General features: G+C 45.3%; 28 protein-coding genes. 3 read left to right on the forward strand and 25 right to left on the reverse strand.

Going from position 1 to position 25,629, the window contains the following annotated elements; genetic code table 11:
• Positions 1-12 precede the first annotated feature (12 nt).
• Complete coding sequence (gene rsxC / locus BLHYD_RS08610) at positions 13-1,332, reverse strand: electron transport complex subunit RsxC (protein ID WP_005945807.1); 1,320 nt, start codon at positions 1,330-1,332, stop codon at positions 13-15.
• A 241-nt stretch (positions 1,333-1,573) separates the two neighbouring features.
• On the opposite strand from rsxC, the gene BLHYD_RS08615 reads away from it, so the two are divergent.
• Positions 1,574-2,578, forward strand: coding sequence for a ribonuclease H-like domain-containing protein (locus BLHYD_RS08615; RefSeq protein ID WP_005945811.1), 1,005 nt, complete (start codon positions 1,574-1,576; stop codon positions 2,576-2,578).
• Positions 2,579-2,624: 46 nt separating this feature from the next.
• Here BLHYD_RS08615 and BLHYD_RS08620 read toward each other — a convergent pair whose 3' ends face one another.
• From BLHYD_RS08620 to ptb, 20 genes are all read right to left on the reverse strand, one after another.
• On the reverse strand, positions 2,625-3,089 hold the full coding sequence (locus BLHYD_RS08620) for a PaaI family thioesterase (protein WP_005945813.1): 465 nt from the start codon (positions 3,087-3,089) through the stop codon (positions 2,625-2,627).
• 304 nt (positions 3,090-3,393) lie between these two features.
• Positions 3,394-4,500, reverse strand: coding sequence for a 30S ribosomal protein S1 (gene rpsA, locus BLHYD_RS08625; protein WP_005945818.1), 1,107 nt, complete (start codon positions 4,498-4,500; stop codon positions 3,394-3,396).
• Positions 4,481-5,332, reverse strand: coding sequence for a 4-hydroxy-3-methylbut-2-enyl diphosphate reductase (ispH, locus tag BLHYD_RS08630; protein WP_055163431.1), 852 nt, complete (start codon positions 5,330-5,332; stop codon positions 4,481-4,483). The genes rpsA and ispH overlap by 20 nt, the downstream gene beginning before the upstream one ends.
• Positions 5,329-6,003, reverse strand: a complete 675-nt coding sequence (cmk, locus tag BLHYD_RS08635) for a (d)CMP kinase (RefSeq protein ID WP_005945824.1) — start codon at positions 6,001-6,003, stop codon at positions 5,329-5,331. Before cmk ends, ispH begins: the two co-directional genes overlap by 4 nt.
• A gap of 11 nt (positions 6,004-6,014) precedes the next feature.
• Positions 6,015-7,247, reverse strand: a complete 1,233-nt coding sequence (locus BLHYD_RS08640) for a BaiN/RdsA family NAD(P)/FAD-dependent oxidoreductase (protein WP_005945825.1) — start codon at positions 7,245-7,247, stop codon at positions 6,015-6,017.
• 145 nt (positions 7,248-7,392) lie between these two features.
• Positions 7,393-8,805 carry an oxaloacetate decarboxylase subunit alpha gene (locus BLHYD_RS08645; protein WP_005945827.1) on the reverse strand — a complete coding sequence of 471 codons (1,413 nt, stop codon included), beginning with the start codon at positions 8,803-8,805 and terminating at the stop codon, positions 7,393-7,395.
• A gap of 36 nt (positions 8,806-8,841) precedes the next feature.
• Positions 8,842-9,990 (reverse strand): sodium ion-translocating decarboxylase subunit beta, encoded by a 1,149-nt coding sequence (locus BLHYD_RS08650; protein WP_005945829.1) that lies wholly within the window; start codon positions 9,988-9,990, stop codon positions 8,842-8,844.
• Between the two features lie 21 nt (positions 9,991-10,011).
• Positions 10,012-10,380, reverse strand: a complete 369-nt coding sequence (locus BLHYD_RS08655; RefSeq protein WP_005945831.1) for a biotin/lipoyl-binding carrier protein — start codon at positions 10,378-10,380, stop codon at positions 10,012-10,014.
• A 22-nt stretch (positions 10,381-10,402) separates the two neighbouring features.
• Positions 10,403-11,164, reverse strand: coding sequence for an OadG family transporter subunit (locus BLHYD_RS08660; protein WP_005945833.1), 762 nt, complete (start codon positions 11,162-11,164; stop codon positions 10,403-10,405).
• A gap of 14 nt (positions 11,165-11,178) precedes the next feature.
• The gene (locus BLHYD_RS08665; protein WP_040350281.1) at positions 11,179-12,615 is read right to left on the reverse strand and encodes an acyl-CoA carboxylase subunit beta; all 1,437 of its coding nucleotides are present in this window, start codon (positions 12,613-12,615) and stop codon (positions 11,179-11,181) included.
• 277 nt (positions 12,616-12,892) lie between these two features.
• The gene (locus tag BLHYD_RS08670; RefSeq protein WP_005945836.1) at positions 12,893-13,918 is read right to left on the reverse strand and encodes a branched-chain amino acid aminotransferase; all 1,026 of its coding nucleotides are present in this window, start codon (positions 13,916-13,918) and stop codon (positions 12,893-12,895) included.
• 51 nt (positions 13,919-13,969) lie between these two features.
• Positions 13,970-14,893, reverse strand: a complete 924-nt coding sequence (locus BLHYD_RS08675; protein ID WP_260784505.1) for a branched-chain amino acid transport system II carrier protein — start codon at positions 14,891-14,893, stop codon at positions 13,970-13,972.
• Entirely contained in the window at positions 14,838-15,281 is a 444-nt protein-coding gene (locus BLHYD_RS08680) for a branched-chain amino acid transport system II carrier protein (protein WP_260784504.1), read from the reverse strand. The genes BLHYD_RS08675 and BLHYD_RS08680 overlap by 56 nt, the downstream gene beginning before the upstream one ends.
• 77 nt (positions 15,282-15,358) lie before the next feature.
• Positions 15,359-15,895: a 2-oxoacid:acceptor oxidoreductase family protein gene (locus BLHYD_RS08685; protein ID WP_005945839.1), complete on the reverse strand. Its 537-nt coding sequence runs from the start codon at positions 15,893-15,895 to the stop codon at positions 15,359-15,361.
• Positions 15,892-16,632, reverse strand: coding sequence for a thiamine pyrophosphate-dependent enzyme (locus tag BLHYD_RS08690; RefSeq protein WP_005945840.1), 741 nt, complete (start codon positions 16,630-16,632; stop codon positions 15,892-15,894). Before BLHYD_RS08690 ends, BLHYD_RS08685 begins: the two co-directional genes overlap by 4 nt.
• A gap of 17 nt (positions 16,633-16,649) precedes the next feature.
• Positions 16,650-17,726 carry a 3-methyl-2-oxobutanoate dehydrogenase subunit VorB gene (vorB, locus tag BLHYD_RS08695; protein ID WP_005945841.1) on the reverse strand — a complete coding sequence of 359 codons (1,077 nt, stop codon included), beginning with the start codon at positions 17,724-17,726 and terminating at the stop codon, positions 16,650-16,652.
• Positions 17,727-17,745: 19 nt separating this feature from the next.
• Entirely contained in the window at positions 17,746-17,958 is a 213-nt protein-coding gene (locus BLHYD_RS08700; protein ID WP_005945842.1) for an indolepyruvate ferredoxin oxidoreductase subunit alpha, read from the reverse strand.
• Between the two features lie 20 nt (positions 17,959-17,978).
• Positions 17,979-18,665 carry a nucleotide-binding protein gene (locus BLHYD_RS08705; protein ID WP_005945843.1) on the reverse strand — a complete coding sequence of 229 codons (687 nt, stop codon included), beginning with the start codon at positions 18,663-18,665 and terminating at the stop codon, positions 17,979-17,981.
• Positions 18,666-18,678: 13 nt separating this feature from the next.
• Complete coding sequence (buk, locus tag BLHYD_RS08710; protein WP_005945844.1) at positions 18,679-19,740, reverse strand: butyrate kinase; 1,062 nt, start codon at positions 19,738-19,740, stop codon at positions 18,679-18,681.
• Position 19,741: 1 nt separating this feature from the next.
• Positions 19,742-20,665 carry a phosphate butyryltransferase gene (gene ptb, locus BLHYD_RS08715; RefSeq protein ID WP_005945845.1) on the reverse strand — a complete coding sequence of 308 codons (924 nt, stop codon included), beginning with the start codon at positions 20,663-20,665 and terminating at the stop codon, positions 19,742-19,744.
• A gap of 260 nt (positions 20,666-20,925) precedes the next feature.
• Here ptb and BLHYD_RS08720 point away from each other — a divergent pair, with 260 nt between their 5' ends.
• Positions 20,926-21,621: a FadR/GntR family transcriptional regulator gene (locus BLHYD_RS08720; protein WP_040350282.1), complete on the forward strand. Its 696-nt coding sequence runs from the start codon at positions 20,926-20,928 to the stop codon at positions 21,619-21,621.
• Between the two features lie 120 nt (positions 21,622-21,741).
• On the opposite strand, the gene BLHYD_RS08725 is transcribed toward BLHYD_RS08720, so the two are convergent.
• Positions 21,742-22,947: a D-alanyl-D-alanine carboxypeptidase family protein gene (locus BLHYD_RS08725; protein ID WP_021844927.1), complete on the reverse strand. Its 1,206-nt coding sequence runs from the start codon at positions 22,945-22,947 to the stop codon at positions 21,742-21,744.
• Positions 22,948-23,176: 229 nt separating this feature from the next.
• Here BLHYD_RS08725 and BLHYD_RS08730 point away from each other — a divergent pair, with 229 nt between their 5' ends.
• On the forward strand, positions 23,177-23,476 hold the full coding sequence (locus BLHYD_RS08730) for an ArsR/SmtB family transcription factor (protein ID WP_242648380.1): 300 nt from the start codon (positions 23,177-23,179) through the stop codon (positions 23,474-23,476).
• 7 nt (positions 23,477-23,483) lie between these two features.
• Here the strand turns inward: BLHYD_RS08730 and BLHYD_RS08735 are convergent, their stop codons facing one another.
• The 3 genes from BLHYD_RS08735 to BLHYD_RS08745 are packed head-to-tail and all read right to left on the reverse strand — an operon-like array spanning position 23,484 to position 25,605.
• Positions 23,484-24,266 (reverse strand): zinc dependent phospholipase C family protein, encoded by a 783-nt coding sequence (locus tag BLHYD_RS08735; protein WP_005945856.1) that lies wholly within the window; start codon positions 24,264-24,266, stop codon positions 23,484-23,486.
• Positions 24,267-24,279: 13 nt separating this feature from the next.
• Positions 24,280-24,849 carry an SMC-Scp complex subunit ScpB gene (gene scpB, locus BLHYD_RS08740; RefSeq protein WP_005945858.1) on the reverse strand — a complete coding sequence of 190 codons (570 nt, stop codon included), beginning with the start codon at positions 24,847-24,849 and terminating at the stop codon, positions 24,280-24,282.
• Between the two features lie 9 nt (positions 24,850-24,858).
• Positions 24,859-25,605 carry a segregation and condensation protein A gene (locus tag BLHYD_RS08745; RefSeq protein WP_005945859.1) on the reverse strand — a complete coding sequence of 249 codons (747 nt, stop codon included), beginning with the start codon at positions 25,603-25,605 and terminating at the stop codon, positions 24,859-24,861.
• Between the last annotated feature and the right edge of the window lie 24 nt (positions 25,606-25,629).

Genomic DNA, 25,629 nt, shown 5'->3' on the forward strand with positions numbered 1-25,629 from the left:
TCTCTCCTCCCTCTACCCTCTCTTACGGCTCGCAAGAACCATCTTGCGCATTGACTTAATGGACTGCGTCAGCGGACGTTTAGCCGGACAGATATAACTACAGCAGCCACATTCGCAGCATTCCATTCCGTCAAACTCCTGGAATTTCTCCATATCTCCGTGCTGGGCAAAAGTCGCCAATCTGGCCGGTATCACATGCCCCGGACAGACACTGACGCAACGGCCACAGTTGATGCAGGCAGTCTCCTGTACATGGGAGACCTCATCCCGAAGAAAGCTCAAAATTGCAGAGGAAGTCTTCGTACACGGAATATCCAAGCCATACATGGAAAAGCCCATCATAGGACCTCCAGAGATGATTTTCTCCGGCTGACCCTTAAAGCCTCCTGCTGCCTCCACCAATTCATTCATATTTGTTCCGGTGCTGACCATGAAATTCTTAGGCTGGGCAACTGCATCTCCCGTCACCGTGACAATACGGTCAATCACCGGTCTTCCCAGCATAACAGCTTTATAGATTGCAGTGACTGTATCCACATTGTCCACCACACACCCTACGTCTGCCGGCAGCATGGAAGAATTGATCTCACGCCCGGTGGTCGCATAGATCAACGCACGCTCACCACCCTGCGGATATTTTGTCATGAGAGCTTTTACTTCTATTCTTGGAATGTCTTTTACCAGCTCCTCCATCTTTCGAATACAGTCTGGTTTGTTGTCTTCAATGCAGATGTAACCCTTTGCATTGTCAAACAACGCCAGCATTACCTTCAGCCCTTCTACTACCTGCTCTCCTTCTTCCAGGAGTCTTCGGTAATCTGAAGTCAGATAAGGCTCACATTCCGCACCGTTGACTAATATGTACTCAATGCTCTCCGGATTCTTAGGAGCCAGCTTCACATGGGTTGGGAATCCCGCTCCGCCCATACCTACGACTCCACCCTCTTGGATTCTCTTCAGAATTTCCTCCTTGGTCAGCTCCCCCAGAGAAGTCACTGGTTGATATTCTACTTCCTCATACTGCTGATCATTCTCCACAATGATTGCATTCGCCATTGTTCCTGTCGCTGTCAGACGGGGTTCCATCCCCTTTACGGTTCCAGACACCGACGCGTGGATAGGTGCCGACACAAAACCACCGGCTTCCGCGATCACCTGTCCTTTTAAAACGCGATCTCCCTTTTTCACCACAGGCTTAGCAGGAGCACCGATATGCTGCGACAATGGATAGGCCATGGTCCCTTTGGGAAGATAGACCTCAATGGGCTGTTCTTTTGACAATTCTTTCCCGTCAAAGGGATGAATGCCACCTTTAAAGGTTAATAGTCCCATTTATTCATTCAACCTCCTTTAATCAGTATTGTTTCTTCAGTTTTCGTACAGAAAATTTTACTGCACACTGAGGCTTTTTGGCATCAGGTTGTAAAAACCTGGCCTGTCTGATTTTACCAAATTATCAGACGTCTTTTTTATTTCCCTGGATATACTATACAACTTTTTCTACAAAAAATCACTATTTTTTTTTGAGATTTTGGTATATAATTAAGTACAATTTTAGAAGGAGAAGAAAAGTATGATTGTTAAAAACTCCCCAATTACAGAGGGTTTAGAGGCATTTGATATTGTTAATTTATTGTCTTGTCAAAGCAAACATAAGTACGTTTTATTGGACATAGAAACCACTGGTTTTACTCCAAAAAATTCACAGTTATATATGATTGGATGTATCCATTTTTCAGAAAATTCATGGATTCAAACACAATGGTTAGCCGAAACTTTTGATGAAGAGTGGAAAATTTTGCAGGAATTTCTGACGCATTTTCAGGGGAATTTTCACTTCATCACTTACAATGGAGACCGTTTTGACCTGTCCTATCTCACAGACAAAAAATCTCAGTGCCAATGCATCAAAGCGCTGCCTTGGCAGAGTTCTTTAGATCTTTATAAATTATTAAAACCTTATAAAAAAATGCTAAATTTTTCACACATGAAGCAGAGAGATCTGGAAAATTTTTTGGGATTTAACAGAAAATACGATGTGAGTGGCAAAGAATGTGTCACAATTTATCAGAGGTTCCTCCGGGAAAATCAACCAGAGCAGGCTGAAATCTTGCTGAACCACAATCGCCAGGATCTCCTGGGATTGCTGAAAATTTTATCTATGCTCACCTACACCCTGCCTTCTGCCGGGGATTTTCAGATTGAGGACTTAAGCACAGATCAGCAAAGTTTTAAAGCAGTTCTTCGTCTTCCTCACAAGCTACCGAAATCTTTTTCCTGGGAGGACGAGTTGTTTCACCTGCAAGGGGATAAAGAGATGTTGGCATTTAAGACCCCCCTGTCCCAAGGCCGCCTTAAAAAGTTTTATCCGAATTACAGCGATTATTTTTATCTTCCCGGAGAAGACATGGCTGTTCACAAAAGCCTAGCCACATACATAGATCGCTCTAAAAAGAAAAAAGCTACAGCCAGAACCTGCTATACCTGGTTTGACTGTAACTTAAACTTCTTAAATGATATTCCGACTGTAAAAGACTGGCTGACGGATTATTTTCGGCTCGCCGTCTCCTGCCAATGACTTTGAAAGCTCCCACATAAAACGGTGAGCTTTTACTTTTTCCCTACTATTGTTTTCCGACCAGCATAAAATTTACTGTCGCTGTGGCAATGACATTTCCGCTGTTCTCCGAGTAACAATTAGTAGTCAGATTCACCAATCTCTTTCCCATACGGTCGATTTTGGCCTTCACCAGCATCGCATCTCCATCCATGGCAGGTGAAAGATAATTGATATTGATGCTGATCGTGGGAGTTATCGTATGATTTGCAAAATGGCTGGTAGTGATACCGCTGGTGGTGTCGATGGCAGAGGCGATAATTCCGCCGTGCATACTTTTCATGTGATTCAGCTCCCAGTCTAAGACCGGATAACGCACTGTGACAGATCTCTCCTCGTAGTCCCAGTCATAAAACTCCATTTTTAGTTTCTGGTAGAGGTGATCTGGCTGCCTACTCTCAATCTCTTTGATATTTTGGCGAATCTCTTCCTCCATCTTTTTGATTTCTTCTGTCGTCTTTACTTTCCCCATAAAAGTCTCTCCTTTTCTATGTATAGGAACAAAGTGTGCAAGCCCACTTTGGCTCCTCCATTCCCTCAATCTTGAGGGGTACAACCCCACTTTGTGCGCCGAACGCAGCCGCCTGCGGCGGATACCTCTTGTGTGAGTGCGCATCCACAGCGGAGCGTTTTTGCTATAGGAAAAAGCTTTCACGCATTAGCGTAATAATGTCTTTCCTAGAACATAATCGAATAGAGCGGGATAACTATCCCGCTCTATCTAAGCATCTCCGTATTCAGAGATCATCTCCATCTTCTATATGCAAATCTGCATATTACTCCTCTTCAGCCGCTGCATCCTCTTCGGCAGATTTCTCATCCGCAGGTTTTGCCGCCTCTAGAGCTTTCATACTCAGGCTGATCTTCTTTTCCTCACCGTTAAAGTCCACAACTTTAGCCTGAATTTCCTGGCCAATATTTAATACATCAGCAGGCTTCTCCACATGCTCTCTAGAAATCTGAGACACATGAAGCAGAGCATCTACTCCAGGTGCCAACTCAACAAACGCGCCAAAGTCAGTCATTCTCGCAACTTTTCCAGTAATCACATTTCCAACTGCAAATTTCTCAGCAGCTGTCAACCATGGATTCTCTTCCGGAAACTTCAGACTCAGAGCAATTTTATCGCCGTTGATATCTTTGATTAACACTTTGACGGTATCCCCAACTTTAAAGACTTTCTTAGGATTCTCCACTCTTCCCCAGCTCATCTCTGAGATGTGAAGCAGTCCGTCCGCTCCGCCTAAGTCGATAAATGCGCCAAAATCCGTCACATTCTTAACCACACCTTCTACGGTATCTCCTACGGAAATTCTAGCCATCAATTCTTTCTGCTTCTCAGCTTTCTCAGCCAGCAGAAGCTGCTTACGGTTACCAATAATTCTTCTTCTCTTTGGATTAAACTCTGTGATTAAGAATTCAATTTCCTGGTCTGCATATTTGCTCAAATCTTTTTCATAAGTATCAGATACCAGACTTGCCGGTATAAAGACTCTTGCCTCATCCACAACAACACAGAGACCACCATCCAGTACCTGAGTCACTGGAGCTCTCAGAACCTCCTGGTTCTCATACGCCTCTTCCAGTCGTTTGTTGCCCTTTTCTGCCGCCAATCTCTTATAGGTAAGTACAACCTGTCCCTCACCGTCGTTTACCTTCAGGACTTTCGCTTCCATGGAATCACCCACATGCACCACATCCTGCAATACAATACTCTGATCATTTGAGTATTCATTCTTCGTAATGATACCGTCTGCCTTATATCCGATATTCAGAATAATCTCATCATCTTTTACATCAATGACGGTACCCTGGACAATCTCTCCATTTCTGATAGTTTTTAATGACTCCTCCAACATCTGTTCAAAACTTAATTCTGACATGCTTTTGAACCTCCTCAATAATTTTGTTTGGGGTGGATGCCCCTGCTGTAATACCTACGCAACTACTGGATTGGAACATTTCAGAATCCAAGTCGACAGGTGACTGTATATAGTAAGTATTTCCACATTCACATTTTGAGATTTCATACAACTTCTGTGTATTCGAGCTATGCTTGCCGCCGATTACCAGCATGGTGTCCACTTCTTTTGCGATCTGTTTCGTTTCCCTTTGCCGATCCTCTGTAGCATTGCATATGGTATTTAAAACATTATTATCATACCTCTTTTTTTCAAGAATTTCAACTAAATCTTTAAATTTGTTGTAATTAAATGTCGTTTGGGACACAATACACACAGGATTGCCGTTCATAGCCTGATATTCTTCTGCTTCTTCCACAGTTTCGATTACCACAGGCTTCGACACTGACCATCCGCAGATTCCTTCCACTTCCGGATGTTTCGCATTTCCAATGATGACAATATTTTTCCCCGCCTTGCTCTCCCGCTCCACGATCTTGTGAATTTTCAGCACATTAGGGCATGTCACATCCACATAGGACAGTCCTAGGCTCTCCATCAGCTCATAGACCGCCCTTCCCACCCCGTGAGAGCGGATGACAACAACCCCATCTCTGACAGAGTGTAACTGTTCGATGTTCTCAATTACTTTTACTCCCTTTGCTTCTAAATCTCCCACTACAGACTCATTATGTATAATGGGCCCTAAGGTATAGATAGGCTTTTCCTGGGACTCAATCAGCTCATATACCTTATCCACAGCCCTCCTCACACCGAAACAAAATCCTGCATGCTCTGCAACTTTTACATTCATCTTTGCTCACTCCTCGCTCGGTACACCGCCATAATTTTTTCCACAACCTCGTCGATTCCCAAGTCAGAAGAGTCTACTAGCACCGCGTCATCCGCCTGGCACAGAGGAGAAATTTCTCGTTTCATATCCCTCTCATCTCTGAGGATAATGTCTCTTTCAATCTCATCTAAATCACAGGAAACTCCTTGTTTGACAAGTTCCTGATAGCGCCTGAGCGCCCGAGTGCGTGCACTGGCTGTCAGATATATTTTTACGCCGGCATCTGGCAGTACTTTCGTCCCGATATCCCTTCCATCCATAACGACACTGTTGGTCCTCGCCAAATCCTGCTGAAGCTGCATGAGCTTCTCGCGGACTTTTGGATTTGCCGAACTCACAGAGGCCATATTACCTACCTCTTCCGTGCGCAATTGCCCCGTCACATTCTCACCATTCAACAGCACCTGCTGTTCTCCGTTTTTGTGAATGATAGAAACATCTGCACTCTGACAGGCGCTCTCCATGGAAGCTGAATCTTCTGGGCGGATATGATTTCTCAACAGATACAGGGCCATAGCCCGGTACATCGCTCCAGTGTCCACATAGATAAAGGACAATTCTTTTGCCACTCTTTTGGCAATCGTACTTTTGCCGGCACCTGCCGGTCCGTCAATTGCAATATTTGTAACCATTGATTCCTCCTTTATTTTAGTGCCTGCGCAGCCAGGAAGGCTGTTGACCAGGCAATCTGAAGATTATATCCTCCAGTCACCGCGTCCAAGTCCAAGACTTCCCCGGCAAAATACAGACCTTTCATTTTCTTTGATTCCATTGTTTGGGGATGAACTTCTTTGACAGAAACTCCTCCCCTGGTAATGATCGCTTCTTTAAACTCTCCAATTCCCGTAATTGTGAAAGGAAAAGATTTTATCAACTGTCCAAATGTCTGCCTCTCTTTTTTGGAAATGTCGTGTACTTTTTTCTCTGGCGGGATTCCACTCAGTTCTACCACAACCGGAGTCAGAGAAGACGGAAAAAGACCAGAGATTACATTTTTGAACTGTTTGTTCTTCCCTTCTTCAAAATCCCTCAAAATTCGCCGATCTAACTGCTCAGCTGAAAGTCCAGGCTTCAAATCCAAAGAGGCTAAGAGTACCTCACCCTTTTCCAAATATCTTCCAACTCGGCTACTGGCAGATAAAATCATAGGTCCTGTAACCCCGCAATGGGTAAACATCATCTCTCCGAAATCCTCATAGACTTTTCGAGAATTCCGAAAAATTGTCAAAGAGACATTTCTTAAAGAAAGGCCTTGTAGTCTGGGGATATAGTCCTCCTTGGCCGTCAACGGAACCAAAGAGGGGGCTAGAGAGGTTACGGTATGTCCACACTCTTTTGCAAACCGGTATCCGTCTCCCGTAGAACCTGTGGATGGATAGGACAGTCCTCCAGTCGCTACTAGTACATGTTCTGATGGCACAAAAACACCACCTTCCAACTCTATCCCTCTGATTTGCTCCCCCTCACAGAGCAGCCTTTTTACCTCTGTGTTCAGATGAATCTGCACACCTGCACGCTGCATCTGTCTTGCCAGACCACTGATGATGTCCGAAGAGTGATCTGACTTTGGAAAAACGCGGTTCCCCCGTTCCACTTTCAAGGGCACATCTGCCTCCTCAAAAAAGCTCATCACAGCCTGGCTAGGGTAGGCATAAAATGCACTGTAGAGAAATTTAGGATTGCTCACAATGGCAGAAAACAATTCTTCTGTGGCACAGTCATTGGTCAGATTGCAGCGTCCTTTTCCTGTGATATACAGCTTCTTCCCCAATTTTTCATTTTTCTCAAAGAGATGGACCTCATGCCCTCCTCTAGCTGCATGTACCGCGGCCATCATTCCGGCTGCACCACCCCCCACGATCAAAAATTTTGCCATGTTTCGTATTCCTTTCTCTATTTTCTCACATATACCTGCTATTATACCAGAAGGACAACTTCAATTCCAGTAAAATTCACCGCTCATCGCGTATAAAAGAGGAGACCTGCCTCAAGCAGACAGGTCTCCTCTAACTTTATAATTTTTAAACAGGATAAGCTCCATTTTGGGTATCCGCCATCTTAGCGTCCACTTTCGTCTTCTGTGCTTCACGGTACTTGAAGAAATCCGTCGCAACCTGTGGGAACAATGCGTAGGACAGAACATCCTCATCTTGCTCCTTGTACTTAGCCATCTCACTTTCCAAAGTCTCCAGCTCGTTGTCAATCAGATCTGCTGGGCGGCAGGTGATCGGCTCCTTATCTCCAATACATTTTTTCACAACCTCTGGGTCAAAGGGTTTTACCGTAGCGCCGTATTCACCGCTTAAGATTCCCTTCGTCTCTTTTGTAACCATCTTGTAGCGCTCGCCCATGATAACGTTAAACACAGCCTGAGTTCCCACAATCTGGGAGGATGGAGTAACCAATGGCGGCTCGCCTAAGTCTTTTCGCACTCTCGGAACTTCCTCCAAAACCTCATAGAATTTATCCTCCGCATGCTGCTCTTTGAGCTGAGAGGTCAGGTTTGAGAGCATACCGCCTGGTACCTGGTACAGCAAAGTCTTGATATCCACACCCATATTCTTTGGATTTAGCAGACCGCTGTCCAGAGCCTCGTCACGAATTGGACGGAAATAATCGGCGATCTCTGCCAGCAGATTCTGGTCATAGCCTGTGTCGTATTCTGTGCCCCGGAAAGTCTCGACCATCACTTCCGTAGCCGGCTGGGAGGTGCCCAGCGCAAACGGAGACATTGCGGTGTCAATGATGTCGACACCCGCCTCCACAGCCTTCATATAAGTCATGGAAGCCACACCAGAAGTGTAGTGTGTGTGCAAATCAATGGGAATCTTCACCGTCTCTTTGAGGGCCTTTACCAGCTCCGTAGCCTTATAAGGCAACAACAGGCCAGCCATATCTTTAATACAGATGGAGTTCGCCCCCATCTGCTCAATCTGCTTTGCCTTCTCTGTCCAGTACTCCAGAGTATAGGCATCTCCCAGAGTGTAGGACAAGGCCACCTGAGCGTGAGCATTCTCTTTGTTTGCCGCAGTCACAGCGGTCTGCAAATTACGCAGGTCATTCAGACAGTCAAAAATACGGATAATGTCAATTCCATTTGCCACAGATTTTTGAACAAAATACTCTACCACATCGTCTGCATAGGGACGATATCCCAGAATATTCTGTCCTCGAAAAAGCATCTGCAACTTTGTATTTTTAAAGCCATCACGCAGTTTGCGCAGTCTCTCCCACGGGTCTTCTTTCAGGAAACGCAAGGAAGCGTCAAAAGTAGCTCCTCCCCAGCACTCCACAGCGTGGTAGCCGACTTTGTCCATCTTATCAATAATCGGAAGCATCTGTTCCGTTGTCATTCTTGTTGCGATCAGAGACTGATGCGCGTCACGCAGAATCGTCTCCATTATTTTAACAGGTTTTTTCTGAATCTCGGACATCTTAATTCCTCCTATAAATTTTCTGCGGCGACTCGCTTATACACCGAAAATCGCCATGAAAGTACCGGCTGCTACTGCCGTACCGATAACACCTGCCACATTCGGTCCCATGGCATGCATGAGAAGGAAGTTCGTAGGGTCAGCCTCAGCTCCTACTTTCTGGGACACACGAGCCGCCATAGGAACTGCGGACACACCGGCAGAGCCGATCAATGGGTTGATCTTGCCTCCTGAGAGCTTGCACATCAGTTTACCCAGCATCACTCCTCCAAAGGTACCAAAGGAAAAGGCCACCAGACCTAAAATAACGATCTTAATGGTATCCCAATTCAAGAATGCCTCGGCACTGGTGGTAGCACCGACAGAAGTACCCAGAAGGATAACCACGATATACATCATCGCATTGGAAGCAGTCTCTGTCAGCTGTTTTACGACACCACTCTCGCGGAACAGATTTCCCAGCATCAACATACCAACCAGTGGAGCGGTAGTAGGAAGAATCAGACACACAACTGCTGTGATGATGATTGGAAACAGAATTTTTTCCAGTTTTGATACCGGTCTTAACTGTTCCATCTTAATCTTACGCTCTTTCTCCGTCGTGAACATCTTCATAATCGGAGGCTGAATAATTGGCACCAAAGACATATAAGAATAGGCTGCCACTGCAATGGGGCCCATCAACGATGTCTGCCCCAGCTTGCCGGCCAGGAAAATAGACGTCGGTCCGTCAGCTCCGCCGATGATAGAAATCGCTGCCGCAGCTTTTCCGTTGAATCCAAGGAAAATTGCCAAGAAGTAAGCCACATAGATACCCAGCTGTGCTGCCGCACCCATTAGGAAACTTTTCGGATTTGCAATCAGTGGCCCAAAATCCGTCATAGCTCCGACTCCCAGGAAGATCAGGGAAGGAAGGATGCTCCATTCATCCAACAGATAGAAGAAATGCAGAAGTCCCGCAGCTCCCCCGGATGATTCTTCCGCTGACAAAATAATATCTGGATAGATATTTACCAAGAGCATACCGAAGGCAATTGGCACCAGCAGAAGAGGTTCGTATTCTTTTTTGATTGCCAGATACAGGAAGATGCAGGCTACCACAATCATCACATAGTTTCCCACGGAAAGATTAAAAAAGGCAGTCTGATTCACCAGATTTGACAATGTATCACTTATATAAGACATTTGTCTACCTCCTGATGTGTATTAGTCCATTGTCGCAAGCACATCTCCGTTTTCTACCGCTGCGCCTTCTGAGACGTCAATGCTTGCAATCGTTCCATCCTGCGGAGCTACAACCGGAATCTCCATTTTCATGGATTCCAAAATCACAATATTGTCTCCTGCTTTCACAGACTGTCCCACAGATGCCTCTACTCTGAGGACTTTTCCTGGCACAGAAGCATTCACTTTGACAGAACCAGCACCTACGCTCGCTGCAGGAGCTGCAGCCGCAGGAGCTGCCTTCGGTGCAGAGACTGCTTTTGTAGCTGCCTGAACGACTCCGTCTGTGGTCCCCTCTTCTACTGTCACCTGATATACGTTTCCATTTACTGTAATTGTATAATTTTTCATGGTCAATTCCTCCTAATTTATCTCACCATTTTTTGCGTTTTACTTTTCGAATCGTCCGTACTTGGAAACCATCTGTGCTGGTTCCCTCTGCGGCCGCAATCGCCGCAGCGATAACAGCGATCAGCTCCGTGTCATCAGATACATCCTCCGTCAGCTTCTCGGTCAGTTCCTCCGGCTCTGACAAGAGAACTTCTGTCTTCCGTTCCTGTGTATCCTGAGGCGCCTGCTTCTTCTTTCCAATAGAGTCCACCCATCCAGGAATGTATTTCAGCAGAGAAATCACAAAACTCAGGAAAATCAATACGACAAACACCGTTCCAAGTCCCATCAAAGTATTCATCGCCGCGCGCTGAAGATTTACAGACTTTGGATACTGTACTTCCACACTCAAAGTAGAAGGAGCTCCTGTCTTATCAAATTCAAACACAAAATTTGAATCCGCATTCTCAAATTTCGCCGGTACTGTCACGGTATATTTTTTTTCAGTCTCGTCGTACTCTGTGGTCACATCTCCAGCCTCGGTGAACGCACCCAGCTCTCCTTTTGAGCCTTCCCATGCCTCCATGGCATTTTCGGTGAACTCATCCCCGGAATTCATATAATTCTCTATGTCACTGTCCGTCAGTTCCACAATCGTCTGAACCAAGCCGATAGCGTTTTGCTCTGCCTGACTTTGAATGTCTGCATTGAGCGTACTCTCCTTTTTGCCGCCGCAGGCACACAGAGAAACCACGCACAGAATCACCAGAGAAAGGCTGATTAATCTTTTACTTGTCTGCTTCATCAATTTCACCTCGCTTAGACTGTTCCATGCTTCTTCGCCGGACGGTCTTCTCTTTTTGTGAACAGCATCTCAAAAGCACCGATTACATATTTTCTGGTATCCTGAGGCTCGATAATCGTGTCCACGTATCCTCTCGCCGCCGCAGACTGTACACTGTCCTGCAACTTTGCATACTCAGAAGCTTTCTCGCGTATCACAGCCATATCTGAGTCTGCATACATAATCTTAGCTGCCAGATTGGCGTCCATCATGCCGATCTGGGCATCCTTCCACGCATAGACCATATCCGCCCCCAAAGCTTTACTGTTCATCGTTACATACGCGCTTCCAAAGGCTTTGCCTACAATCACATTCACTTTGGGAACTGTGGCCTGCGCAAAGGCATAAGTCAACTTTGCCACAGATTTTGCGATGGTCTTCTCAGAGCATTTGCCGGCAGAATATCCTGAGGCATTGGTCAAAGTCAGGACAGGAATCGAAAACGCATCACAGAACTCTATAAATTCTGCTGCCTTTCGGCATCCCTTAGAAGTCAGACTGCCGTCAAACTGAGCAGTCTTATTTCCCTCCTGGTCATACACTTCGCTGCGGTTAGCCACTGCACCTATAGTCATGCCATTCAGCTTAATAAAACCCGTTACCATCTCTTGGGCATAGTTTTCTTTTATCTCAAAAAAGATGTGATTGTCTGAGATCTGAGACAGCGCTATCGCCGTATCTCCCACACAGTTCACAAGCTCTGAGCAGACACGGTTCAAATCGTCTGTACACTCCTCGTAAGAGGCGTCATCTTCATTATTTGAAGGTAGCATTGTCACCAGTGTCCGAATCTTCTGCAAGATCTCTTCCTCACTTCCGACACCATCCACCAGACCAGTCTCCTCGCTTTGATACAAAGCGCTGCTGGTATCGCATTTTTCCTCATAGTTGTCCTCAATCGCATTGGGAGAATTGACAAACAGTCTAGCCCCTTTGTCAGCCATAAAAGTAAAATCTGTCAATGCTGGGAAGATGGCCAAACCACCACCACAGATTCCAAAAATCCCCGTAATCTGCGGAATCACACCGGATGCCAGTGCCTGCTTTCTGTAGATCTCACCGAAAGCGTTCAGAGCATCTGTCGCTTCCTGAAGCCGAAGCCCGGCACAATCCAGCAGCCCGATCACCGGTGCCCCGGTTTTCATTGCCAAATCATACAAATTGGCAATCTTTTTGGCATGCATCTCACCAATGGTACCGTTTAACACGGACACATCCTGGCTGTACACATACACAAGATTGCCATCAATAACACCATAGCCGGTGATGACTCCATCGGATGGTGTCTGGATTCCAGTCAAGTTAAAATCTGTGCTTCTGGCAGTGATACTCGCACCGATCTCAACAAAACTGTTCGCGTCAAGCACGGAATCAATTCTCGTACTTGCTAAGCTGGTTGTTGTGTTGCTCATTCTTTTGCCCTCCATTTTCTATATTGTTAAAAATTATAACCAAAATTTTAGCCGATTTTATTATAAACTGAAAGTTATCTTTTTTCAATGATTTTCCAAGTCGCTATGTGAATTTTTAAATTGCTAAAGTGGAAAGGTGAATAAGTTAAATTTATTAAAAAAAGTGGCGCCCAATCATCATAAAGACGATCGAGCGCCACTTTTCTTCTCAGTATCCACTCATACGACCACATGGCCATACCAGTGAACACTATCTATAGGGGGAAAGTAAAGCAGCTTATTTAATAACTTGAATCCATCCTTCTGGAGCTTTAATCTTACCCTGCTGAATACCGGTCAAGGTCTCATACAACTTCTTCAGAACAGGTCCCATCTCACTCATGCCGCTCGGCATGCAAATCTCTTTTCCATGATCGACAATCTTGCCAACTGGAGAGATTACTGCTGCTGTACCACACAGACCACACTCAGCAAAATCTTTTACTTCCTCGAATAATACTTCACGTTCCTCTACTTCCAGACCCAAGTATTCTTTTGCTACATAAACTAAAGAACGGCGGGTAATGGAAGGCAGAATCGTATCGGACTTCGGTGTCACTACCTTATTGTCTTTTGTCACAAACAGGAAGTTCGCACCACCGGTCTCTTCCACCTTTGTTCTGGTGGCAGAATCCAGATACATATTCTCATCATAGCCTTGATTATGAGCATCTGTAATTGCATATAAACTCATTGCATAGTTCAGACCTGCTTTGATATGACCAGTTCCATGAGGAGCCGCACGGTCAAAGTCGCAAACACGAATGGTAATCGGCTTTGCACCGCCTTTGAAATATGGTCCAACAGGAGTACACAAAATACGGAACTGATATTCTTTTGCCGGCGCTACACCGAGTACCGGATCACTTCCAAATATAAATGGTCTCAGATACAGGGAAGCTCCTGAGCCATAAGGCGGAACATATGCCTCATTGGCAGCTACAACCTCCTTCACAGCTTCCATGAAACGATCCTTTGGAAATGGCGGAATCTGCAATCTGAGAGCGGATGCTTCCAAACGCTCTGCATTCATATCGGGACGGAAAGCTACAATATGGCCATCTTCTGTAGTATAAGCCTTTAACCCCTCGAAAACAGTCTGTGCATACTGAAGAACTCCCGCACTCTCGTTAATATGTACTACAGGATCATCAATCAATGCACCATCATCCCATTTGCCGTCTTTGTAGTTTGAGACATAGCGTTTGTCTGTAGGCATATAAGCAAACCCTAGACTACCCCAATCGATGTTCTTTTTCTCCATAATTTAATACCTCCATTGTGTTAAGAAACTTCTATATTTAAATGAACAATTTTAAGCCTCTTCGGCAGCTTTTGCTTTTCTCGGAACAAAGAATCCGATCAGCCCTCCGATCACTGCTGGCAGAACCCAGCCAAGCCCCATGGAATCTAGTGGAAGCATTTCCAAGAATGAGAAGTTCATTCCGAAAGTGCTGTGCAGAGTGTCAAAGCAGGTGATAACAAACGCCACCAGACACGCCGCGCCCGGAAGATAACACCTTAACAGTCTGTCTTTAAAGAACGAGCAGATAACCAATATGATTACTACCGGATACAACAGACTCAAAATCGGACTTGCGATAGCGATAATCTGATTCAAACCGATATTAGAAACTGCAAAACTGAATACAGTAACAACAACTACCAGGGTTTTGTAACTTACCTTTCCTTTGAAAAGTGTCTCAAAATAAGAGGCTGTTGCGGATGTCAAGCCAATTGACGTTGTCAGACATGCTAGTCCCACGATAATTCCCAGAAGAACCATACCGCCGAAACCTAAAAGATCTTGGATGATCATTGACAACAGCTTCGCATTGTCCGTTACTTCTGGATAGACATCAATTGTAGTCGCACCTAAGAAGGTAAGTCCGCCGTATACGAACAGCAAGAGAACCGCGGAAATTCCACAGGCACCCATCATAGCACGGCTGCACTCTTTTCTTCCCTCGTACCCTTTTTTCCGGGCACTCTCTACAATAATGATCGAGAAGCACAAAGCCGCCAGCACATCCATGGTCTGATAACCATTTACAATACCTGTATTAACTACAGAAGCAGCGTCCATACCCGCCCCAATCTCACCGATCGGCGTAACTACTCCCTTTATAATCAAAACGATCAGAGAAATCACCAGCAGAGGCGTTAAGATCTTTCCGATAATGTCAATAACCTTGGACTGACGAATCGTCAAAAGCAATGTAACTGCAAAAAAATGCAAATAAGAAAATTACTTCTGCAACTCTGGAGATGTCTGGATTAATCGACTGTACGGCCATCTCAAACGTCGTCGTTCCCGTTCTAGGAATCGCCAGAAATGGTCCAATACACAAAACGACTGCCGTATTGATTACTACACCTAATTTGTCTCCGATGATATTCGTCACAAAAGCGACGGTTCCGTCTCCCCTAGACATTGCATATACTGCCAGCGCGGCGATACCTACGTCCACTCCCGCAAAAGCAATAAATCCTAATATCCAGTTTGTTCCTCCCAGATAACCAAGCATGGGTGGAAAGATCAAATTTCCTGCACCGAAAAACATAGCAAACAGCGCAAACCCAATTACTATTATACCACCTTTTTGTTTCTGTTTTTGTTCTGTCACCCCATAGCCCTCCTTCTCTTTTAAACCACTCTATCGCTGCCTGCACATCTACGATGTTTTTAATTGTTTGCTACCTCTTAATCGATACACTCCACTCCCTTTGCAAGGGCATCCAGATTGATCTGAATCAGTTTCGCTTTTCTTCCTGAAAACATATGGCGTACCATTTCTTCCAGGGTTTCTATTTTAAGATTTCCAGTAGCTTTTGCATAGGCTCCCAACATAACCATATTGGCTACTTTGGAATTCCCCAATTCCGCCGCGATACTGTCACAAGGAATTTTGTACAATGTGATATCGTCTCTCTCAACTTCCTTTGTCACAACATCACTGTTGACAAATAGAATTCCTCCTTCCTTCAGTTTTGGTAAAAATTTATTTAAGGCCACCATATTCATAGCGATAAACTCTTCCCACTCACTGAATACAGGAGCTCCAATTCTCTCATCAGACAAAACCACATAGCAGTTCGCAGACCCGCCGCGCATTTCCGGACCATAAGATGGAACCCAGGATACTTCCAAGCCTTCCGTCGCTCCCGCTTCTACCATGGATTTTCCAATAGACATTACACCCTGGCCGCCGAAGCCGGCAATCAAAATTTCCTTTTTCATGCAGTTACCTCCTTAATCACTCCCAATGGATAGTACTCTGCCATATTCGTCTTTACCCACTCATTTGCCGCCAAAGTAGTCATACCCCAGTTTGTCGGACAGGCACAGAGAACTTCCACAAACGTAAACCCTTCATTGTTTAGCTGTTTGGTAAACGCTTTTTTCAGTGCTTTTTTTGCTTTATTGATATTCGGCACATCTGTGACACAAACTCGTTCCGCATAAACCAGACCACCCAGAGTAGCAAGCATCTCAGACACTCTCATAGGCTCTCCATGCAGTTCCTTACAACGTCCTTGTGGAGCTGTCGTCGCTCTCTGACCAATCAGAGTCGTAGGCGCCATCTGTCCTCCGGTCATACCATAAATTCCATTATTGATGAAGATCGTCGTAAACTTTTCTCCACGCATCGCTGCATGAACAATCTCTGCTGCTCCGATAGATGCCAAGTCTCCATCACCTTGATAGGTGAATACTGGTTGATTCGGATGAGTTCTTTTGATTCCTGTCGCCACAGCAGGCGCACGGCCATGGGCAGCCTCGATGGTATCACAGGCAAAATAATTTCCGGCAAATACAGAGCATCCAACTGGACACACCGCAATCGTATCATCGATAATGTTGAGTTCTTCCATGACTTCACCGATTAATTTGTGTACGATTCCATGACTACAGCCAGGGCAATAGTGCAGTTCAGTATCCTGAAGTCCTTTGGTTTTGGTATATATCATTTTCATTCTATCTGACCTCCATTTCAAAACAATTCCATGACTGCATAAACCTGTTTTGCTGCCTTTACGATATCGTCCAGATAAGGAATGCTTCCACCGCTTCTTCCATACAGTCTGACTGGCTTTCTTCCATTAACTGCCATACGCACGTCTTCCACCATCTGACCTTCACTCATCTCTACTGCCAGGAAACCTTTCACCATATCCCTAGATGCCAGTTCCTCTAATACTTCTGACGGGAACGGCCACAGGGTAATCGGTCTTACCAGACCTACTTTCATTCCCTCTGCTCTCATCTCTTTGATTGCAGTCAAAGCAATTCTCGCCGGAGTTCCATAAGCCACCAAAATCAATTCCGCATCATCCGTGTACAGACACTCCCAACGGCACTCTTTTTCTTCGATCTCTTTGTATTTTTTCATCAATTTCCGGTTATGAGCCTCACAATCCTCTGCCTGGATCAAAAGTGATGTCAGGAAATGATTCTTCTCTCGTCCATGCAGTCCGCTGGCTGCCCAAGTATCCTTTGACGGAATATCCCTCTTAGGAATCTCATGCCACTCAATCGGTTCCATCATCTGGCCAATCATACCGTCTGCCAAAACCACAACCGGATTCCGATACAGATCTGCTAATTCAAATGCTTCCTGAGTTAAATCTACGGCTTCCTGGATACTCTCTGGCGCCAACACAATCGTACGGTAGTCCCCATTTCCTCCACCTCTTGTAGCTTGGAAATAATCACTCTGTGAAGGCTGTATAGAACCTAAACCAGGACCGCCTCTCATTACATTGACAATCACTGCCGGAAGCTCTGCGCCGGCTATGTAGCTGATTCCCTCTTGCTTTAAGCTGACTCCTGGCGAGGAAGAAGAGGTCATTGCACGCATTCCGGATGCTGCTGCTCCATAAACCATGTTAATTGCTGCCACTTCTGACTCAGATTGAACAAAAACTTTTCCCACCTGAGGCATACGCATAGACATGTATTCCGGAATCTCATTCTGAGGAGTGATTGGATATCCGAAAAATCCATCACAACCTGCCCGAATCGCTGCCTCAGCTATTGCTTCATTTCCTTTCCAAAGTTCTTTACTCATACCTCTCTACTCCTTTACCTTATTCTTTCCCAACAGAGATGGCTGAATCTGGACAGATTTTCGCACAACTTGCGCATGCGACGCATGCCGTCATATCTGTCATCTCAACCGGATAATATCCTTTGCCATTTGGTTCCTGATGGCCCAGTTCCAATAGTTTCTTCGGACAGGCCACCGTACATAGTCCACAGCCTTTGCACCGTTCCCTATCAATCATCCAAACCGCTGCCATTTTGTGTCCTCCTTTTCTTTCTATATTTCCCAGGGTTTTTTCATATATATCCGAATCGGCAGGAGTCTGTCCCCCAACTGTTCTCTCAAACTTTGTTCCTGCGCTATAGTTTTTTCCACAGCGTGGGCAACTACAGGAATTCCTGTGCGCTGTGAGAGCTTCTCCGCGAGGACGATTCCTTTCTCGATATCTGAAATCCTGGTTTCTGTACACATGTGCGTGTTATTTATAATTCCGTCGATGGGCAACCCTGTCACCGCTTCGATCTCACGAAAATAGTTTTTTGCAATCTCCACGGAAGCTGTCTGAGGGCGATTCGCATTTAAGACAAATAACATACGATAATCTTGTCTTATCACCTGCGGTTGGTACCTAGCTAACACTTTCGCTCCGACCATATCTCCACCCACATCCCAAATTGAAGTAATACTCTCGTCCTGAATCAGGGTGTTCAGCTCCACAGGCATGGAAGGAACATCTGCGTCGGCGCAAGCTTTTGAATTGGCCACCAGCCAGATTCCTTTCTCTTCAAACAGCTCTCCTTTTTCTCTGGAACGAAAATATGGATTTACCACGTCCAAGTCAGCCAAAGCTACCCTTTTCTTTTTCTCTGCCAGCATCAGTGCCAAGTTTACTGCCAGCTCCGTCTTTCCACTGCCATAATGTCCGACCATGATAGTCAGACGCTTTTCTGTAATCCACCCCATAAGCTTCTCCCAATCAATACTGCTTTGCTTTCTCCTGTCCCTCCAGCACTCTGAGTACACCGAATGCAAGAGCTTCCATCTCGTTTTCTCCTGGATATATCACTACAGGAGCTACAAAGTCCACACGGTCTTTAATCCAGTTTGTCAGTCTCTTATCGTAAGCCAGTCCGCCGGTCAACAAAACGGCATCTACCTTTCCGGACAGAGTTGCCACTGCCGCGCCGATGTCACGGCTAATCTGATAAGCCATAGCTTCATAAAACAAAGCCGCTTTTGCGTCTCCGGCTTCAATACGCTTACCGATTTCAATTCCGCTGTTGGTTCCTAAATGAGCCACCGCTCCAGATTTTCCATTCATGACCTTCTGGAAACTTTCCATATTATCGTAGGTATCATTTAAAAAACTGTTAGCTAACGCAGAATACGGAAGCCTTCCCGCGCGCTCTACGGTAAACGGTCCTTCGCCTTCCAACGCACTGTTCACCTCCACGGTACGCCCTTTTGCATGGGCGCCTATGGTAGTTCCTCCACCGATATGAGCTACGATTAAATTCAACTCTTCATATTTTTTCCCGATGCTCTCCGCGTAGCTGATAGCCACCGCTTTCTGATTCAGAGCGTGCCAGTTGACATGACGCCGCACTTCCGGTCTTCCGGTAACTCTCGCAATCTCGTCCAGCTCGTCTACGCTGGTGGGATTTACGGTGTATACCGGAATGTTATACTTCTGTCCCAGCTCATAACCGATAATACCGGTGCCATTGGAAGCATGGGACCCATATCTTTCAGATTTCAGATCTTCCACCATCCGCTCATTGATCTCATAAGTTCCGCTCTCAATTGGACGAAGAAGACCTCCTCTTGCTGCAATCGCATCCACCTTCTCAATAGGATGACCCTTTTCTTCCAGGATTTCCATGACCTTTTTCTCACGGAAACCAATCGGATCATCGCAGGCCAGCTCTTCCGCCGTGTGCCGGAGAGTTTCCACAAATAAGGGATTTTGTCCCTGATAGATTGCAATCTTTGTGGAAGTAGAACCAAGATTGAGCACAAGTACGTTCTGTTCTTTCACCTTATTCTCCTTTCTTCTCTTTTGAGGCCGTCAACAATGCAAGCGCAATAGAATTTAATTTCGCCTGCTCTGAATCTGCCCGTGAAGTCACAACCACTGGAGCTTTTGCCCCGATAATGATGCCTGCGTTTTCCGCTCTTGCAAAAAAGACCAAGGATTTGTAAAGAACATTTCCCGCTTCAATCTGCGGAACCAACAGGATGTCCGCCATTCCCGCAGATGCATCTTGAATTCCTTTGTGTTTGGCAGCCTCAACGGAAACCGCATTGTCCAGAGCAAACGGGCCTGCTACGGTACAGCCGGTGATCTCTCCTTTTTGATTCATCTCCACCAGCTCCTGTGCATCCAAAGTTGCCTGCATCTTAGGATTTACCTTCTCCACTGCACAGATACAAGCTGCTATCGGATGCTCGATCCCCAGTGAATGGGCAACAGATACTGCGCTTTGAACGATCTCCTTTTTGGCATTCACATCCGGTGCAATATTCATTGCCGCGTCCGTCACCAGAAACAGCCGGTCATATCCGTTTACCTCAAACACTGCCACATGGGATAAGACTGCAGCTTTTCGAAGCCCATACTCCTTATTTAAAACTGCCTTTAAGATGACGGAAGTATCCACGATCCCCTTCATCAAAATATCTGCCTTGCCCTCTGATACCAGCATCGCTGCTCTTTTACAGGCTTCGGCCTTGTCCGGTTCGTGAATGATTTCAAACTCCTGCGGTGACAACCCTTCCTCCGATAAAATCTCCTGAATCTTATCCGAATCCCCCACTAGGATTGCGTTGGCTAATCCGTAATCTACGGCCTTGTGAACGGCTTTTAATACCTCAGCGTCCTGTGCAGCGGCCACTGCGATTGTCTTCTTAGACTGTCCTTTGACTGCCTCCACAATCTCAGAAATACTTGTAATTTTCTGCATAGCCCCTCCTTGATATGTAATACATATTCATAACTTGTATGATGTCATATTACAATGTTTTTTGTCTTATTTCAAGACGGAATATTTAACAAATTACCCCCCCCCATTTTGTGAATATTTTTTTGATTATTTGAAATATTTGTACAAAAATAATCTTATTTTTCTTAAGATCAGAATTGTCATAACTGTATAAACATTTGACTTTTCGTTTTATATGAAGTATGCTTAGCTTAAATCTTTCAAAAGTAAAGGAAAATATTATGGAACTGCAAGATAAGAAAAAGACTCTGTCCCAGCAAGTTTCCGACGGACTTTATAACCTGATTGTCATAGAACGACAGTATAAACCAGGTGATAAACTCCCTAATGAAATGGAAATCTCCGCTATGTTCGGCGTCAGCCGTATCACAGTAAGAGATGCTATCAAGACATTGGTCAGTCAAGGAATTCTAAATGTTTACAGAGGAAAAGGTACTTACGTCGCAGAGAATTTAAATATATACTCTGAAAAAGACCTAAGTAATCTAAACCGGATACGACTTCAATTGGATGATTTGTTTGAGGCACGTCTGGCTTTTGAGCCGGTTGTTACCGCTTTGACCTGCCAGAGAGCCACAGATTCAGAAATCGAACACATCCTTTTCCGTGGCGCACAAGTTCAAGAGGCAATACTTGCCGGTACATACAACGGTAAAGTAGAGCGGAAATTCCACAAATCTATTGCACTTGCCAGTCACAATGAATTTTTCAATGTCGTCACTCCCATCATCAGTAATTCTATTGAAACACTCCTCTCTGTAACAAAAATTAACAAGACTTTGACAGACATTCCTCTAAATGACCATGCAATCATCATGCAATACATTAAAAAACGCGACTCTGAGAGTGCAAGATGTGCAATGGAACTGCATATACGAAATGTCTTCGACGAATTGTTGAATCGAACAAATGGTTAGATTTTACATCGTAATTGTTTTATAGGGGAAATTTTATGGGGAAACGGGACACAAAAAGCCTGGCCTCCAGTCAATCAACAGGCTGGAAGCCAGGCTTTTTCGCGGTAATCGCCGCAGATATTAATGAAAAAAACGGTGAAACACCTGGTCCATACACCAGGCAAAATTTATTCTCTGAACAGAAGCCGCAAGTTTTACCGGATATTCTTGCAATTTCTCACCGTCCAGATAAAAACTGACTGTTCCCACCTGCTGGCCTTTTTTCACAGGCGCTCTCAGCATCGAGGGTGTCTCGCAGTGCATTTTGATCTTTTCACCTTTTTTTAGCAAAATTCTCTGATCTTTATCTTTTTGTGGACATTCACAGATTACATTTACCCGAGCCGTGTCATAGAGTTGCCCACTCTTAGGAATTCCATCCTTCACTGTAATCACATGCAAGGACGGTTCTTTCCAATAAGCCGCCAATTGATAGTTTTCCATCCCATAGTCCAAAAGAGTGCGTGCATCCTGCCATTTATAGCTCTTGTTCCCCGGCCATCCACAAGCCAGTAGTGCCACGATAAAAGTACGGCCATCTCTCTGCCATGCGCAGACATAACAGTATCCTGCATCCGCCGTAAACCCTGTCTTTCCGGCAATGACTCCATCCATCATGTCCAAAAAGGCATTGGCATTGGTCACCACAAACTGCCGTTTGCCGCTGATGTCTGAAAAACTGTACTCACGTGTCTGCGCAATTGTCAGGAAAGCAGGATTAGAGATCGCATAACGCATGATAAGCGCAAGATCTGTGGCTGTCGTCCCATGTTTTCCTCCTGTATCGCTGGCATCTAGCCCATTCGGCGTCACAAAATGAGTATCCGTACAGCCAATCTCTTTTGCCTTGTCGTTCATCATCTTGGCGAAGCCTTCCACGGACCCACCGAGGTGTTCTGCTATTGCCACGGCTGAGTCGTTGTGACTCTTAAGCATCAGTGAATACAGCAGATCTTCCAGATAGTAAGTCTCCCCCTCCACGATGTTCAGCTGCACATCCGGTTGAGCTGCTGCTTTCGCTGAGACAGTCACCACATCATCACCGTCTCCTAGCTCTAGCGCCAAAATACAGGTCAGTACTTTTGTCGTACTGGCATTGGCACGGACAGTCTTACCATCTTTCTCATAAAGAACTCTACCATTCGAGCCATCCATCAAGACAGCTGATGCCGCGTGCAGCGAGCTTGGCTGCAATTCCTCCGCAGCTCTTACCGGACAACAAGTCCAAGACAATAATAGATTTATACTCAAAAACAATCCAATCCATCGTCGATAAAATCTCTCCATAAGCACCCCCATATCTTATTCTATGAAAAAACTCAACAATTATTCCTATCTTTGACAGACCAAGCTGCCAAAGCAACAGGAATAAGCGCTTCATTTTTCTCAAAAATAAGTCGGGGACATTGCGTCAAAATTCATTTTCGTGTATGATAGTAGCTGAGGTGATAAGGTGAAAAAAAAGACAGAATTAGCAGAAATAGAGGTATGCAGTGAAAAACACACGCATACCCACATCAAGAAGAACATTATCCCGAATCCGGAGGTTCTCCAGAATTTGGCAGATCTGTTCAAAGTTTTCGGAGACCCCACAAGAATTCGAATCTTATATGCGCTTTCCGCTCAGGAACTCTGTGTCTGTGACATTGCATCCATCCTGGAGATGAGCCAAAGCGCAATCTCCCATCAGCTTAGAGTTCTAAAACAGAGCCAGCTGGTAAATTTCCGAAGGGACGGCAAGACCGTCTATTATTCTCTGGCTGACTCCCACGTGGCGACGATTCTCAACCAGGGATTAGAGCATGTGCTCGAGTGAAGTTGCATCACAGATATTTATAGTTTCGGTCGAAACGGGCAGGCAGTGGTTCCAGTGTTTTTGCGCATACTGACACGCTTTTCAAGAGATCAGGCGCATCGCTTTTAGCTGTCTCATACAATGTTCTCAATCTGTTTAGATAAGGATCCAAAGACGGGTCCTTTTCTTTTCGCATGATATGCTCTGACAGCTTCCCTTGCCCGCAAGCTTTCAGCGCTGCTACTAGCAGTCTCTGCCTCCAGGAGTTCCGATAAATCATAAGATTCGTAGTCCTCTTCATCATACACAGAGAACGGTAGATGGTCAGAGGAGAAAACTCTGGAAATACTTTCTGTATCGTCCTAGCAGTTTTCCTATCAGGCTGAATACAACAGGATGGACGGTAGACAAAGGGGTCCTTTCCGTCTTTCTCCATAAGCAGACGATCTAACTCCTTTTCAATCAATGTGTGAGATACCTCAGACTCTATAGAGTAAATATAAGGATGACAGGTACTGTCCAGGAGAAAATGACAAACAAATCCCAGCAGGTACACGAAAAGTGCTTCGTCTCCCTCGTCATGTGCACGGCGCAGTCCTCTTTCCAGGAAAGGTCTCGCAATCTCCTGGTGCATGTTTACCCCATGCTGATTCACTCGGTTTTTGTACAGATGAAAGTAAAATAAAATGTCAGGGCCATGCAGTCCAATCCGGTAGAGCCGTCCATGGCGCCGGATTTTTTCTCGTTCTTCCTGCGGGAGCATACGATAGACTTCCCGCCCAAAAAGATCGTGGGTAAATGTAGTCGGCATCTTTGGTCTCCTCCTATATATCCAGACGCAGCTGTATTTCCTCTTCCGCTTCCGCCTTAAAGTCTTCCATTTTCACCGGATTCATAACCGGCAGTTCATCCAAATTCTCCACACCGAAACAGCGCAGAAATTCCTCTGTAGTTCCCAGTAAAATCGGTCTTCCCGGCGCGTCAAGCCTTCCTAACTCTGTGACCAGACCATATTCCATCAATTTGTTGACTGCATGGTCACACTTAACCCCTCGTATTTTCTCGATTTCCAATTTCGTCACCGGTTGCTTGTACGCGATAATCGACAGCGTCTCCAACATCACATCCGAGAGTACTACCTTTTGGGGCTGCATCGCAATACGAATCAGATAGCTATAATACTCCTTTTTGGTACAGAGCTGATATGCCTGGTCCAATTCAATAATCTGAATGCCTCGGTCTTCCTCCTGATAGCGCAACATCAGATTGTGAATAATTTTTTCCGTGGTTTTATGATCCTGTTCTAAAGCCTTTGCAATCAAAGAGAGCTCGACTGCGCCTCCCATCGCAAACAGAATCGCCTCAACCGCGGCTTCTAGTTCCTTCAATCCCATATCTCATCCTCATTTCTCCACACGATCAATGATGATGTCATCAAACAGTGACTCCTGAGCCACCCGTATTTCTCCCATCTTCATCAATTCTAAAATAGCTAAAAATGTGACGACCACCTGCATCTTGCCGGCCTGTTCTTCTAGAAGATCTCGAAAGGAAAATCTACCGTGGTTGCCGGCATAGGCTCTCACATATTCCATTTTCTGTGGCAGGCTGACATCTTCTCTTTCAATCTTTCCGAATTTACTGCGGATAGGGTCTACTTTATCCTCCTGTCTGCGAATCACAGAACGATAAATCGCATTTAGCCTGTCTAAGGTAATTCCTTCTAGCAGCTTCGCCGGGTTCACCGGTACACGGTATTCCAGGACTTCTCTGGGAATATCCGGTTCTCGGTAAAAGATCTTATCCGCATCCTCCATGCGATCTTTTAATTCATAAGACATATATTTGTACATCTTATACTCCAAAAGCTTTTCAACCAATTCCGCCCGAGGATCCTCTTCAGTTCCTTCCTCATTCACTTCTTTAGGAAGCAGCATTTTGCATTTGATATCCAGCAAAGTCGCTGCCATCACCAAAAATTCGCTCATGACGCCCAAATTCTCTGATTCCATCTGATGGATATAAGCCATATACTGATCTGTAATCTCCACAATGGGAATATCGTAGATATCAATTTTATTTTTGTCAATCAGGTGGAGCAGAAGATCCAGCGGACCTTCGAACACCGGAAGCTTCACGGGAATCGCCATATCTTACCCTCTCTCGTCGTCTCA

Origin of the sequence: Blautia hydrogenotrophica DSM 10507, from assembly GCF_034356035.1 — a bacterium.
Classification (GTDB): Bacteria; Bacillota; Clostridia; order Lachnospirales; family Lachnospiraceae; genus Blautia_A; species Blautia_A hydrogenotrophica.

Excerpts from the sequence above, each read along its gene's own strand:
- BLHYD_RS08705 (WP_005945843.1), bottom strand. The coding sequence starts at position 18,665 with ATGGGGTGGATTACAGAAAAGCGTCTGACTATCATGGTCGGACATTAT.
- BLHYD_RS08640 (WP_005945825.1), bottom strand. The coding sequence starts at position 7,247 with ATGGCAAAATTTTTGATCGTGGGGGGTGGTGCAGCCGGAATGATGGCC.
- BLHYD_RS08650 (WP_005945829.1), bottom strand. The coding sequence starts at position 9,990 with ATGTCTTATATAAGTGATACATTGTCAAATCTGGTGAATCAGACTGCC.
- BLHYD_RS08735 (WP_005945856.1), bottom strand. The coding sequence starts at position 24,266 with ATGCCGACTACATTTACCCACGATCTTTTTGGGCGGGAAGTCTATCGT.
- BLHYD_RS08745 (WP_005945859.1), bottom strand. The coding sequence starts at position 25,605 with ATGGCGATTCCCGTGAAGCTTCCGGTGTTCGAAGGTCCGCTGGATCTT.
- BLHYD_RS08685 (WP_005945839.1), bottom strand. The coding sequence starts at position 15,895 with ATGAAAAAGGAAATTTTGATTGCCGGCTTCGGCGGCCAGGGTGTAATG.
- BLHYD_RS08720 (WP_040350282.1), top strand. The coding sequence starts at position 20,926 with ATGGAACTGCAAGATAAGAAAAAGACTCTGTCCCAGCAAGTTTCCGAC.
- rsxC (WP_005945807.1), bottom strand. The coding sequence starts at position 1,332 with ATGGGACTATTAACCTTTAAAGGTGGCATTCATCCCTTTGACGGGAAA.
- ispH (WP_055163431.1), bottom strand. The coding sequence starts at position 5,332 with ATGAATGTAAAAGTTGCAGAGCATGCAGGATTTTGTTTCGGTGTGAGG.
- vorB (WP_005945841.1), bottom strand. The coding sequence starts at position 17,726 with ATGAGTAAAGAACTTTGGAAAGGAAATGAAGCAATAGCTGAGGCAGCG.
- ptb (WP_005945845.1), bottom strand. The coding sequence starts at position 20,665 with ATGCAGAAAATTACAAGTATTTCTGAGATTGTGGAGGCAGTCAAAGGA.
- rpsA (WP_005945818.1), bottom strand. The coding sequence starts at position 4,500 with ATGTCAGAATTAAGTTTTGAACAGATGTTGGAGGAGTCATTAAAAACT.
- BLHYD_RS08690 (WP_005945840.1), bottom strand. The coding sequence starts at position 16,632 with ATGAAAATGATATATACCAAAACCAAAGGACTTCAGGATACTGAACTG.
- BLHYD_RS08655 (WP_005945831.1), bottom strand. The coding sequence starts at position 10,380 with ATGAAAAATTATACAATTACAGTAAATGGAAACGTATATCAGGTGACA.
- BLHYD_RS08660 (WP_005945833.1), bottom strand. The coding sequence starts at position 11,164 with ATGAAGCAGACAAGTAAAAGATTAATCAGCCTTTCTCTGGTGATTCTG.
- BLHYD_RS08645 (WP_005945827.1), bottom strand. The coding sequence starts at position 8,805 with ATGTCCGAGATTCAGAAAAAACCTGTTAAAATAATGGAGACGATTCTG.
- BLHYD_RS08620 (WP_005945813.1), bottom strand. The coding sequence starts at position 3,089 with ATGGGGAAAGTAAAGACGACAGAAGAAATCAAAAAGATGGAGGAAGAG.
- cmk (WP_005945824.1), bottom strand. The coding sequence starts at position 6,003 with ATGGTTACAAATATTGCAATTGACGGACCGGCAGGTGCCGGCAAAAGT.
- BLHYD_RS08665 (WP_040350281.1), bottom strand. The coding sequence starts at position 12,615 with ATGAGCAACACAACAACCAGCTTAGCAAGTACGAGAATTGATTCCGTG.
- scpB (WP_005945858.1), bottom strand. The coding sequence starts at position 24,849 with ATGGGATTGAAGGAACTAGAAGCCGCGGTTGAGGCGATTCTGTTTGCG.
- BLHYD_RS08670 (WP_005945836.1), bottom strand. The coding sequence starts at position 13,918 with ATGGAGAAAAAGAACATCGATTGGGGTAGTCTAGGGTTTGCTTATATG.
- BLHYD_RS08725 (WP_021844927.1), bottom strand. The coding sequence starts at position 22,947 with ATGGAGAGATTTTATCGACGATGGATTGGATTGTTTTTGAGTATAAAT.
- BLHYD_RS08615 (WP_005945811.1), top strand. The coding sequence starts at position 1,574 with ATGATTGTTAAAAACTCCCCAATTACAGAGGGTTTAGAGGCATTTGAT.
- BLHYD_RS08700 (WP_005945842.1), bottom strand. The coding sequence starts at position 17,958 with ATGGCAGCGGTTTGGATGATTGATAGGGAACGGTGCAAAGGCTGTGGA.